The sequence below is a fragment of the Pseudoalteromonas sp. K222D genome (assembly GCF_017653575.1).
GTDB classification, from domain to species: Bacteria; Pseudomonadota; Gammaproteobacteria; order Enterobacterales; family Alteromonadaceae; genus Pseudoalteromonas; species Pseudoalteromonas nigrifaciens.
The window spans coordinates 17,020-30,559 of the sequence record NZ_JAGGDL010000017.1; the positions used below are offsets into that span (position 1 = coordinate 17,020).

The window sequence follows — 13,540 nt, forward strand, 5'->3', positions numbered from 1 at the left end:
TTAGTTAATCTGTCTGATCCATAAATTCAAATTAGAAGGAAATTACTATGATAATGCATCAAATATATATTGTACTGTTTGCTGTTTTTACGCTTTTTATTTCGGGTTGTGGAGCAATTCATACCTCAATAGCTAAAAAAGATTTGGATGTACAAACCAAGCTCAGCACTTCTATCTTTGTTGATCCTGTTCCATCACAACAGAGAAAAATTTATATGGAGGTTCGATCTGCAGTAATGGAATTTGATCGTAATGTGTTTAGACAATCCCTGATCACTCAAATAGAGAGTAGTGGTAATGGCTATCAAATTGTCGATAGCCCTAGTGATGCGCAATACAGTATGAGTGTTTTTGTACGTAACTTAGAAAAGGCCTCTCCTACAGCAGCTGAAAACTATTTAAGCAGGGGTTACGAAGGCGTTGCTGCAGGTTCTGCAGTAGCATTTGCATCTGGTAGTGGATATCGCGGGGCCGCAGCCGGTGGCATAATTGGTGGCTTAGTTTCAACTGCCACAAATGCGTTTGTTAAAGACGTAACCTATCTTTTGGTGGCCGATATTCAAATAAAAGAGCGAGCTCGTAGTGGCGTAATAGTGCGTCGTGATTCAAAGACCAATACTAAAATATCTGACGATGGCGCAACAACTCAAACTTACTCAGAAGCAACTGATCAAAAAGAATACCGAACCCGTGTGGTCACCACGGCTAATAAAGCAAATTTAGAACTTGAGGAGGCCCAGCCACTTATGTTTGAAAAAACAGCCTACGCAATGGCTTCTTTTTTCTAATAATAATAACTAAAAGTACGGCATTATAGTGCCGTGCTTTTATTTTACTTCTTGATTATCTAATCTTAATTACTCTCTAATCTCTAGGCATTTTCAAAACAAATGTAACTACGAAATAAAACTGGCACCCAATAATTTAAATTATTGATGATAAAGTAAATAATAATTAATTATTGCCTTAAGGGTAGCCCCTAAGGCTTATATAACAGTTATTTATCACCTAAATACTCTGCCATTATTTGTTCAATTTTTTGATCTTCTGCAAGCCTTAATAAAACTAAGTTAACGTCGTTAACTAGTTTACTGTCGGCTCTAAATGCGAAGCCGTAACCTTGCTTATAATACTCCGCACTTGGAATATGAATATTCTCTGCTTTATGTTTATTTTTATAAAACAACAATTGTGGACGGTCAAAAACAACGCCATCAACACTTTTATCTTTTAGTCTTTCCATGGCTTGGCTTAGGTTATTTACCAATACTTTTTGGCCTTGATGTTCTTCAATAAAGCCTATAGCTGGCGAGCCTGCTGATGCTGCAATTTTTTTACCTGGAAATTGTTCAACTTGTGTAATAGTAGAACTGCTAAAGCTTGATACGGTAAGAGTACTGGCAATACCTGCAATCATTGATGTAGCAAAAATTAATGAAATAATCATCCAACAACCAGCTACAACTCGGCCTTTTAAGCTCACCGGTGCCATGTCGCCATAACCTGTTGTACTCATAGTCACTATGGCTAGCCACATACCGTTAGCTATCCCTCTTTTTGGATCTGCAGGAAACTGCTCTGGAGAATGTTTGCGCTCAGCAAGCCAAAAGAGCAGCCCAACAATGGCTAGTAAAGATAAAAATATGGCAACAGCAATTAGTAATTGCATACTAAAAAAGGGTTTTATTTTACCCCAAATACTGGCATTTTCATCGCGCGAGGCAATAGTAAGACTCGATTGGTAATAAGGCTGAGAAAACAGAAACTTTTCCACTCGCTCCGAGGTAATACTAATCGGCCCAGCAAGTAAATCAACTTCGCCTTGCTGCAAAGCGGTAAGTGCCTCATCAACCGTAGTAAAATATTTATATTGGTATTCCCAATTTTTTTTATCGGCTATATTTTCCCAAATTGTAAGTGAAATCCCCTCTAGTGAATTATTTTGGGGATTGTGTATAACAAAGGGAGCATCCCCCGCTACACCAACGGTCAAACCTGTCTCTGGCAAAGCACTTTGAGCATGCACCGATAAGGTTAAAATTGCCATAAGGCTTAAAGCGCCTACACGTAATGAATTTAATATTTTTGTTAGCATAAAAACTCAATTGTTTGGGGTGATGTGAATAGCTTATAAGCTCACAAACATACTAATAGAATATGTATAAGGTTACGAAAGTGTAAAATAGTTTCAAGCTAAGGTCAAAAATAGCTTGATTTAGCGCTTAATTTTCAGATGGTAGCCTTAGCTTTCAGATAAAAATAAAAGCCAAGTACGGTGTTTAAAATGCATAAACACTATTTATTAAAGAGGTTAAGAGTGCATAAAGTAGTGATTTAAATCGTAGCAAATAAAGCTAGCAACTAAACAAGCTCCCTCACTTTTAATCCTCTGCCACTACTTATTTGATGGCACTGCGCCAAAAATAACTCTGCTGTGGCTTGTGCGTCGGTAAGTGCGTGATGACAATGATAACTAGGCAGTTCGTAGCGATTACGACATTCGTTTAACGTTAAATCATCTTGCTTTATTTCGACGCCTTGATGTTGCAGGCGCTTTTTTTCTATTTGTAAGGTGCAGAGTATTAGTTTTGGCCGCGTAGTAATATTGGCATTTTTAAGCGCTGGTTTTAAAAAACCCCAGTCGAGCATGGCATTATGAAACACTAAAATACAGTCATTAAAGTGCTCGCTAAGGTGCTCTAAAATACTATGTAAACTTTGCCCTGCAGCTACATTATCATTATTAATGCCGTGATAAACTGGGCTTTGTGCCAAGTTTTTAACCTCTTTATTAATTAAATGCTGCGACTGACTCATTTTTATACATTGATTTTCTATAACCACCCAAGCTAGCGACACTATTTCGTGCTGCTTGGCGTCAAGCCCAGTTAGCTCTAAGTCAATCACTAGGTAGCGCTGCTTTAAAGCAGCATGTGCCAGTAGCTGTCGCCTTTTAAAATAACGGGTAATTAAGCGCTTAACCATAATGTTTATTACTCGCTTTGTGCGCCGCTTTTTTATAAACAGCCATGCTATAAGCTACCACGGGCAAATTTAAACACAGCGGCTTGCTGCGCTTGTTTTACCAGATAAAATGCTTCTTTGAGTTGGTGGCGCTCTAAAGAGTTTAATTGGTCGGGGTTAATACAATTACTGGGCAGCCCTTCTTGATTTATTTGCGTGCTTAATCGCAGCTGGGTTAAAAAACGCCAGCAATCTTTTAGGTTATAAATATCTTCTTTGCTGAGTAAAGTGTGTTTTAACAATGCGTCTAAACGCTCTTGGGTATTGGCACGGCGAATCCCCGCTCTTAATGCATATAAACGCACTATGTCGTTAATTATTACTACGCCACGTTTTTTTAAGTCGATATATTTATAGTTTTTTTCTGTTTTTTCGGTTTTAAAATTATTAAACAAGCCTATGGGCACGCTGTTTGAGTCAATGTCGTTGGCCATGGCGGCGTAAAATAATTCGTTGCGTGACATGTGCGTAAGTTGCTCATAAAACTTACTATAAAGTGTGTGTGAGCCTTCGATAAAGCGTAAATCAAAAAATATTTTACAGTTGAGCATGGCTTGAGGGGTTGGGCTGCTTATCCATTTAAAAAAGCGCTCGCGCCAGTCACTAATACTCATTCGACACAACTCGCTACTGGCCATTATATTGCCAGGGCAACGTCTAATGCCGCACTCTACTAAGTTTTCGCAAACATATTCCCCCATGCCTTTAAAGTAGGCTAACTCATCGTCATTTAAACCATCGGGTAATAATAAGCCATTGTCTTGATCTGAATGTAGGGTTTGTTCTTCACGGGCTTGGGAGCCAAAACAAATAAAACTAAAACTACTTGGTGCTACTCCATGTTCTTGTTGATACAAGTAAATTAGCCGCGAGGTGAGTGCATCGGTTAGGCCACTGAGTAATTTGCCAATTAGCGATATGTCGTCAATATTATACGAAAAGCCGCGCAGCAACTCTGGGATCTCTTTGGCGTAGCGTTTTAAATCGACAATAGCGCGCGCTTTATAAATACGACCTATAAGTTGTACCGGGTCGCTTTTTTGCTGGCGTAATAAATCGGTACTGGTGATCATTCCCAAAGGTTTGTGGTTTTCGTCAAGTACTGGAATATGATGAATATTATGTTTAAGCATTAGGTGCAGCGCTGAAAAAACCCGGTTATTTTCAAAAATAAACTTGGGTTTTGCTGTCATTATGCTGCTTACGCTTTGCTGTGGATCAACTTCATCTGCCAGTACCCGATTACGTAAGTCGCGGTCGGTTACTACCCCAACTAAGTGCGCATCTTGGGTGATCATAATAGATGACACACCATACTCTTGCATTTGTTTTGCCGCGTGGCGAATACTCGAATCTGGCGTTAAAGTAATGGCTTTTCGGGTCATTAATTCCGATATTTTTCTCTCCGACCAGCTTTCAGTTTTACTTTTATAATGTGATGAGAGTAAGCGGTTTGCATGAGCGCGAACAAAATATTGCTCAAACGGTTTATATTCACGGCGCAAATAATCAAACGGCTCCTGAGGCAGCATATACACTATGCCCTCTTTTTGTACTTCCAACCTGTTTTGCATCGCCTCACCGGTTAATAACGATGGAAAACCAAAATAATCACCTTGTGCTAAACGCGTAACTATATCGCCTTTACTATCCACTAAATCGTATAAGCCTGAGCGAATTAAAAATAACTTAGGATGCTCACTTTGCAGCCATTGTGCTTGGTTTTCACGGTTGAGGTAAGCAATATCAAGGTGCTTTACAAAATAACTGCAAGCACTCGCCTCAAGCATGCTAAACGGGGCCTGCATAGTTACAAATTGGGTTATATCTTGCTGCTCTGCACTCATAGTTACGCTCGTTAAGTGATTTATATAAGGTTTAATGTAATCATTTATTAAACAAATAAAAAGCCCGACTTAAGTCGGGCTTTTGGTACTTTTATTGCCTGTTAAGCAAATAGATTTAGTGATCGTGAGCTTCACTAGACCCTTTAGGATTACGAATACCTTCAACCAACTGCTGAATTTCCAGTGGTGTCGGTTTAGTAAATTTAAGTACTATTGCAGCAACTGCAAAGTTAATTATCATACCTACTAAGCCAATACCTTCAGGCGAAATACCTAAAAACCAATGCTCGGCACTATTAAGCTCTGGGCTAACAAACTTAAAGTAAATAATATAACCGGCGGTAAAACTAATACCCGTTACCATGCCAGCAATTGCGCCTTCTCTGTTCATTGCTTTAGAGAATATACCCATAATAATAGCTGGGAAGAAACTCGCTGCCGCTAAGCCGAAGGCAAATGCGACCACCGATGCCACAAACCCTGGCGGGTTAATCCCAAAGTAGGCGGATATAACAATAGCGACCATGGCAGCTAACCTCGCTGCGAGTAACTCTTGCTTATCGCTAATATTGGGCTTAAGGGTTCGCTTGAGTAAATCGTGCGATACGGAGGTAGAAATAACTAACAGTAAACCTGCGGTTGTTGATAATGCTGCTGCAATACCACCGGCAGCAACTAGGGCAATAACCCATGCTGGTAAGTTAGCAATTTCAGGATTAGCAAGTACCATAATATCGCGGTCAACATCTACTTCATTAGCACTGTTTGGATCGTCAATGCTGCCTGAAGTGTAAAACATTTTGCCATCACCATTTTTATCATTAAAGGTAATTAAGCCGGTACGTTCCCAGTTTTTGATCCACGTTGGTGCTTGTGCATACTCTGTACCGCTACCATCTTTACCGTTAATAGTATCAACCATGTTTACGCGAGCAAATGCAGCAACTGCTGGTGCTGTAGTATAAACAATAGCAATAAACACTAAGGTCCATGCCGCTGATATACGCGTATCTTTAACGCGAGGTACAGTGAAAAAGCGAACAATTACATGTGGTAAACCTGCAGTACCCACCATTAATGCACCGGTAATAGCAAATACATCAATCATACTCTTAGAGCCTTCGGTATACTGAGAAAAGCCCAATTGCGAACTTATGCCATCTAGCTTATCAAGCACATAAGCACCTTCTCCGCCAATCAGTGTGGCACCAAAACCAGTTTGTGGCAGGAAGTGACCTGTCATCATCATAGAGATAAAAATGGCCGGTACTAAGTAAGCAAATACCAGCACACAATACTGTGCAACCTGCGTATAAGTAATACCTTTCATACCACCTAAAACAGCATAAAAGAATACAATAACCATACCTATGTATACACCGGTTTCAATTTCTACTTCTAAAAAGCGAGAAAAAACCACGCCTACACCACGCATTTGCCCTGCAATGTAGGTAAAACAAATGAATATGGCACAAAAAATAGCAACTAAACGTGCGGTACGTGAGTAGTAACGGTCGCCAATAAAGTCTGGCACAGTAAACTTGCCGAATTTACGTAAGTAAGGCGCTAAACACATGGCAAGTAATACATAACCACCTGTCCACCCCATTAAGTAAACGCCGCCGTCGTAACCCGCAAACGAAATAATACCCGCCATTGAAATAAACGACGCCGCGCTCATCCAATCGGCAGCGGTTGCCATACCATTAGCTAAAGGAGGTACGCCGCCGCCCGCTACATAAAACTCTTTAGTTGAACCCGCTCGGGCCCAAATTGCAATGCCGATATAAAGCGCGAAGCTTAAACCAACAATTAAAAACGTGAGTGTTTGAACATCCATTGCTTAGCTCCTATTCGTCTACGCCATATTTTTTATCTAACGTATTCATTTTGACTACGTACACAAAAATCAAAGCCACAAAGGTATAAATTGAACCTTGCTGGGAGAACCAGAAGCCAAGTTTAAACCCAAAAAAACGTACTTCATTAAGTACATCAACCAGTAATATGCCAAAACCAAATGACACGACAAACCACACTGCTAATAATTTAAATAACAGTGAAATATTTTCCGCCCAATAAGCTTTTGCTTGTTCTTCATCTTTAAAAGCCATTTTTATTTTCCCCTTTAAGCATCACTAAAAAGTAATGAGTGGTTTATTTTTCATCTACCAATTTAGCAACGCAATGCAAATATTGAATTGCGACCATAGTCGTAACAGTTTGTTAACTTTTAAGTAAAGAATCAGTATTTAGCAGATGTTAAAATTAAAAAGCATTACTTTTCAGCTATTTAAAAATTTAATTAGAGAAGGTTTGTTAATATTTTGCGAGGATTTAGATTACATGCGACATTAGTCTTATACTGTATTGCTATAATTTAATGTTTATAAATAGTAATTAAAAACAATAACTTAAACTTATAAATAAATATCGCACCCACACTTAATTCAAGCTCTGGTATTGTGTATAGTCCATGCTAGTTGAGTGCATATTCAAAAAGGTTTAATAAATACATGACTGCCGTACTAATTTTTGTTGCTTTGAGCTATATAGGGGTGCTGTTTTGGCTCGCAAGTTGGGGCGATAAAACCACGCCTTTGGCTAAGCGTATTAGTCACCACCCTTTTGTGTATGCATTTTCACTGGGTATTTATTGTACATCTTGGACCTACTACGGCTCGGTAGGAACTGCAGCCACAAGCAGTTGGAGTTTTTTGCCAATATTACTAGGCCCCGCATTATTATTTTTTTTCGGCCAAGGCTTTTTACGTAAATTAGTTTTAGTGAGTAAAAAGCAAAATATTACTACCATTGCCGACTTTATTTCTGCCCGTTATGGCAAGCGCCAAACCACCGCTATTATGGTGACTTTAATCGCGCTACTAGCGACTATTCCGTATATTGCGCTGCAATTAAAAGCGCTCAGTTCGAGCTTTTTACTGCTGCAAACAAGTAATAAAATATCTGGAGATATAGTCGCCCTGTCGGCAACTTTAATTATGGCGTTATTTGCGATATTTTTTGGCACTCGAAAAGTTGATGTCACTGAATATCGCTCAGGGCTAATGCTTGCTGTAGCGTTTGAATCTCTCATAAAATTAATTGCACTCATGGCGGTGGCTGGGCTGGCTGTGTATTCTTTATTTAACTTACCTGAGTCTTATGCTAATCAAGTAGACGAGCCTTTGTGGACACACTGGGCCGACTTTGACTTTTTTAGTTTTAACTTTATTGGCCAGTCATTAATGGCTGCGGCGGCTATTATTTGCCTACCGCGTCAGTTTCATGTGACCGTGGTCGACAATCAAGACAAGCGTCATTTATTTACCGCGCGCTGGGCGTTTCCACTGTACTTATTACTTACCGCAGCAATGATTTTTCCAATAGCAACTGCCGCTATTCACCCAGAAATAGGCCGTAGCTTTTCACCCGACAGCTTTGTTTTAGCCCTGCCAATGCTGCACTATAATGCCTTTTTAACCACCTTCGTTTTTATTGGTGGCTTGTCGGCTGCCACTGCTATGATAGTGGTAGCAACACTCACTTTAAGTACTATGATTTCAAACGATGTAGTACTGCCCCTAATACTGCGTCGCAAATTTAAACGCAACTTAATAACCACCAGCTATAGATCGAGAATACTATTAGTACGACGCTTTGCTATTGCCGGTATTTTAACCTTGGCTTATTTTTATCAGCATTGGTTTGGTCACGGAAGTGCATTAGCGAGCATGGGCTTGGTGGCATTTTCGTTAGTAACCCAATTATTACCCGCTATTGTAGGTGGTTTATATTGGCGAAAAGGCCATGCTTATGGCGTTTATGCGGGCTTACTTGCAGGCTTTATATGCTGGGTGCTGTTTTTAATGCTGCCTATTTTAGATGCTGGCAACACGCTAAATAACGAGCTACAACAAACCCTTATGACCCGCGGCACGCTGATTGCGTTATTTGCTAACATAGGTTGTTATATTAGCTTTTCGTTAGGGGCTGAGGAGCGATTAATTGATAAAATTCAGGCCGCTGCATTTGTTAACCCAAAAGATCAGACTATTTTATCAAAGCGTTTAAATAAAGATGTTAAAGCCACAGTATACGACTTTAAAATACTGCTACAGACCTTTTTAGGTATTCAGCGCAGCCAGCAAGTATTAGCCAATTATGCCCTAGCCCATCATTTAAGTGACAACAACGCGCACCCCAAACCTGAGTTTATTGCTTATTGCGAACGTGCGTTAACCGGTGTGCTTGGTGCATCGTCGGCTCAGGCATTAGTGCACACTGTATCGTCTGGTAAGCGCATGGCATTTGAAGAAGTGGTTAACTTTTTTGATGAAACCACCCAAGCACTGCAGTTTAACCAAAACTTATTGTTTACCTCGCTTGAAAACTTAAGCCATGGTCTTTCTGTGGTCGACAAAGATTTAAAACTTGTTGCTTGGAATAAACGCTATAGCGAAATGTTTAATTACCCTGAAGGCTTTTTAGAAGTGAGCCAACCGGTAGAAGACATAATACGTTACAACGCAGAGCGTGGTGAATGTGGTCCAGGCGAAATAGAACGCCATGTAGATAAGCGGGTTCGTCATTTAAAAAATGGCACCTCGCATCATTTTATTCGCCACCGCCGCAACGGCCAAGTGTACGAAATGATAGGTAACCCTTTGCCTGATGGCGGCTTTGTTACCAGCTTTTCAGACATAACAACACATATTAATACTCAAAATGCGCTGGAAGAAATTAATATCGATTTAGAAAACCGCATCGAGGCGCGTACTCAAGAAGTACAAACCATTAATAAAGACCTTCAAGCGCAAATAGATAGCCGAGTTCAAACTGAGCAGGCGCTAACTTTAGCCAAACGTGAGGCCGAAAAAGCCAACGACAGTAAAACCCGCTTTTTAGCACTGGCGAGCCACGATATTTTACAGCCATTAAATGCCGCGCGCTTATACCTTGCCGCCATTGACGAAAAGCAGCTCAATAGCACTAATCAAAATAATCTTGATAAACTAGGAGACAGCCTAGACTCTACCGTGCATTTAATGTCGGCTCTGCTCGAAATAGCCAAGTTAGAACAAGGCGCAATGGCGCCTACACCACGCCACTTTTGTATTGACGATATTTTGCAACCGCTTAAAAGCGAGTCGAGTATTTTACTCAGTGTAAAAGGGTTATCGTTCAAAGTGCTTTCTAACCAACAAATAGTGCACAGCGATATTACTTATTTACGACGCATTATCCAAAACCTGCTCTCTAATGCAATTAAGTACACACAAAGCGGTAAAGTTTTAATTGCCTGTAGAAACCGTAAACATAGCCTGCGCATAGAAGTATGGGATACAGGACAAGGGATCAGTGAAGCAGAGCAAGCTAAAATTTTTAATGACTTTTACCGGGTTGAGGCTGGCGACAATAAAGGCATAGGCTTAGGTCTAGGAGTAGTAAAAAGAATGGCTGACTTACTCAGCTTACCGCTTGATGTATGCTCAGTGCCTAATAAAGGCAGCCGCTTTAGTATTGAAGTACCTTATGGTGATGCAAAATTTGTACAGCATAAAAATATTGCTAATAGTGTAATGGAAAACCGCGCCGCCATTAATATTGTTGCCGTTGACGACGATCCTGCCAATCTAGCTGCCATGGCAAGCTTACTCAACAAATGGCAAGCCAATTACACCTTATTTGATAACGTTGAACAGGTGCTTGCGCACGCTAATGAGCACAGCGCACCCGATGTGATTTTAATGGATTACCAACTAGGTAATGATTGCGACGGCATAACACTTATAAAAACCCTGAGAGATATTTGGCAACACCAAGTCCCTGCTATCTTAATAACAGCGGTGCGCGATGAAGAGCTTAAACTAGAAACTAAAGCGGCTAATATTCATTATCTAAGTAAGCCTATTAAACCGGGCAAACTAAAAGCGCTGCTAAATCACAGTACTTAAAAATTATACCCAGCCTGTTAGTAATAGCGGGCTGGGTTTTCCTTTACTTTATTTTATAAAGGCTTAAGCAAGGTTAGCGCGGCTTCTCAGCTTTTGAAACAACCAGCTAAGCCCCACTAAAGATAACCCTAATCCAATAAACGATATCGCTTTTAGTAAACCTGTTAAGTTTGCCATATCGATTAAAAATACTTTTAAAATAACCGCGGCCAATAAGCCTAAACCTACTTTTTGTATTAGTAGCTGATTTTTAAGATGGCCCACAATAACCGTACTTGCTCCCAGTACTAGCCAAATAATAGAATAGCTGTAAAGCTCAGCGTTACCTACCCCCTTAGATAAGTAAATATACGCCCCTTGCCAATATTGACGAATTAAACTGTTAATTGCTAAAAAGGTAAATGCCCCCGCAATTGCGAGAACTATTGCAATTATCTTAGTATTTATAGTTTTAAGTAACCTTGCTAACCATAAAGTTAACCCTGCAGGTACTAACCATAATAACAATAACCAGTTAAATATTGGCGCAGCACCAATATCTATCGCACTCAATAACGGATTGTCGTCAACTAAGGTTTTTAGTGCAAACACACCAGCTAAGCCCGCCAATGCAAAGCCGCCAAAGCGATACAGTTTTGCTAAACTCCCTGCTATTCGCGCGCGATATAAATACACACAACCTAACCCAAGCCAGTTACAAACCAGTAGTACTTGCTCGTAAAAACTCAATGAATCAAATTGTGGATAATGCCCTACTAGCTGATAACTGGTTTCGGTGGTAATAAATAATGCCAAGCAATGCAGCGCCGCACCTGCTAGCCATAACTGCATTTTTGATGTGTTAAAACATCTTGCTGCAACATAAAATAGCACCGTACACAGCGGGTACACCACTATGCTCCAGTGCAAACCAAAAATAGTAAGTGCTTCGTAACTTGGTGTCCAAGGTGCGAAAGTTAATCGTAATAATAATGCTGCCACCAGCGCTTTAATAGGCCAGTGTGGCATAGGTATACTGTGGCGTTTGATCAGTAAGCTAATCAATAACACTTGAATAGCCAGCGCTATGGTTAAGCCACTGTCGTTTAATAGCATAGTAATCGCGAGCGTAATATTAGCATTTGCTGCTATCCAGTAGGTAAAACGCTGATACAAACTAGCACTGTGCAGCGCGCTTTTTATTAAAACAGCACTGCCAACAAGTAATATAACTGCCCAAAGCGGATACGCTGTACTTAACGCTGAATTAGGAATTAGTGCGTATAAAGTGGCTATCATTAAAAATAAACTAAATGCACCGGTAATATGAAATGCCAAGCGCTTAGGAAACTTACGACCAAAATAAAGGCCATAAGCAGTCAAGGCAAAACCCAGCACTAAACCTAGTCCATATTCTTGTTTAAATATAAACAAGGCATCATCATAATCAAAAGTTTGCTGAGTACTGACTAAAACGATAAAGGCTATTACTAAACACACAGCTTGCCATAAATCCCAGCGGCTATTTTTTAGTACTAAAAACAGCATTAACACTAAAGTTATTAAGCTAAATATCTGAAACTGCGCGTCGAACCTATGCAATAGCATCATCAAAATAAACGGTACGGTAAACACTAACATTAACGGGTGATCGGGCAGTACGTTAATTAAACGCTTTAAGCTGTGCGGTCGAAACTCAATTAGCGCAAACCTTACCCCTAACCGAGGGATAGCTATAAGACCAATAATACTGGCGACTGCATAAACACCCAGTAGCCAAATGGTGCTGCTTTCAAGTAAAACAAAACCCGCTAAGTGCCAAAAAACGTGCCCTGCCCAGAGTAAATACCACAGCCAAATACGCTGTACTTGGTGCGCCACTATGGCGGCAAATAAACTAACAAAGCCAACATACATAAATAAAGAAAATAAATTAACGCTATTACTACTAACCCAAATAGGCACGCTGTAGGCGCCAATAATGCCCAAAACAGCAAGTAAAGGACCAAACTTAATTGCCATAACGCTTGCACTTAAAGCAATAATCGCCAACAGCACAAATGCAACTGTGGAGCTAAGCATGGCGTAGTTACTGTAAGCTAGTAAGGCTAGCGCAAAGCAAGTAATAAAGCCGCCACTAGCAAGGGCTGCCGGAATATAGTTATTAAACCCTTCAAATATAATGCGTTTATAATGTAAATACCCAGCGGCTGCTATTAAACCAAGGCCAAATAATGCACCTAAACTCAACCGCATAACGGGCGAAAGTAACCCGGCTTCTAAACTGTATTTTGCTAAAAAAATACCGCCAAACGCAAGCGCTATCGCGCCTATCCAGGTCATCCAGTTTTCTTCAAACCCTGCACGTAATTTATTAAATAATGTATTTAAAACGCTAGTTTTTTTAGGGAAGGTATTTGTTTTAGCTGTTTTTGTAACTGCAGCTTCATTGCCGCTTATAACCGCGGTTTTTACTTGCGCTGAAACGGGTGCTGGTGTGCTTACTTGTGGTTGCGTTTGCGGTGGCGCTTGCTTACTAGCAAGCGGTGCTAATTGTTCTTGTTGCTGGAGTAAACTATTTACTTTAGCTGTTAACAGTACAACTTGTTGCCTTAAGCTTTTAAGCTGTGTAAGTGCAATAAACCCGCAAATAGCGCCTGCTATTATCGCTAATATAAATAGCCCAGCTAACCCAATCAACTCATCCATGGAATACTCTTATTATTTTATTTA

Annotated in this window: 8 protein-coding genes; 2 read left to right on the forward strand and 6 right to left on the reverse strand. The window is 40.2% G+C overall.

Annotated elements, in window-relative coordinates; translation table 11 throughout:
* Window positions 1-47: 47 nt before the first annotated feature.
* A complete protein-coding gene (locus J5X91_RS10030; RefSeq protein WP_011327291.1) occupies window positions 48-788 on the forward strand; it encodes a complement resistance protein TraT in 741 nt (246 codons plus the stop codon).
* Between the two features lie 209 nt (window positions 789-997).
* Here J5X91_RS10030 and J5X91_RS10035 read toward each other — a convergent pair whose 3' ends face one another.
* From J5X91_RS10035 to J5X91_RS10055, 5 genes are all read right to left on the reverse strand, one after another.
* Window positions 998-2,095 carry a transporter substrate-binding domain-containing protein gene (locus J5X91_RS10035; protein ID WP_115121833.1) on the reverse strand — a complete coding sequence of 366 codons (1,098 nt, stop codon included), beginning with the start codon at window positions 2,093-2,095 and terminating at the stop codon, window positions 998-1,000.
* Between the two features lie 266 nt (window positions 2,096-2,361).
* Entirely contained in the window at window positions 2,362-2,985 is a 624-nt protein-coding gene (locus J5X91_RS10040) for a 3'-5' exonuclease (protein ID WP_011327289.1), read from the reverse strand.
* A 47-nt stretch (window positions 2,986-3,032) separates the two neighbouring features.
* The gene (locus tag J5X91_RS10045) at window positions 3,033-4,871 is read right to left on the reverse strand and encodes a putative nucleotidyltransferase substrate binding domain-containing protein (protein WP_089367795.1); all 1,839 of its coding nucleotides are present in this window, start codon (window positions 4,869-4,871) and stop codon (window positions 3,033-3,035) included.
* A 115-nt stretch (window positions 4,872-4,986) separates the two neighbouring features.
* Entirely contained in the window at window positions 4,987-6,711 is a 1,725-nt protein-coding gene (locus J5X91_RS10050) for a sodium:solute symporter family protein (RefSeq protein WP_089367794.1), read from the reverse strand.
* Window positions 6,712-6,721: 10 nt separating this feature from the next.
* Entirely contained in the window at window positions 6,722-6,985 is a 264-nt protein-coding gene (locus tag J5X91_RS10055; protein ID WP_011327286.1) for a DUF4212 domain-containing protein, read from the reverse strand.
* A 402-nt stretch (window positions 6,986-7,387) separates the two neighbouring features.
* Here J5X91_RS10055 and J5X91_RS10060 point away from each other — a divergent pair, with 402 nt between their 5' ends.
* The gene (locus J5X91_RS10060) at window positions 7,388-10,828 is read left to right on the forward strand and encodes a PAS-domain containing protein (RefSeq protein ID WP_179807420.1); all 3,441 of its coding nucleotides are present in this window, start codon (window positions 7,388-7,390) and stop codon (window positions 10,826-10,828) included.
* 63 nt (window positions 10,829-10,891) lie between these two features.
* Here the strand turns inward: J5X91_RS10060 and J5X91_RS10065 are convergent, their stop codons facing one another.
* Window positions 10,892-13,516, reverse strand: coding sequence for a DUF2339 domain-containing protein (locus J5X91_RS10065; RefSeq protein ID WP_208834621.1), 2,625 nt, complete (start codon window positions 13,514-13,516; stop codon window positions 10,892-10,894).
* Between the last annotated feature and the right edge of the window lie 24 nt (window positions 13,517-13,540).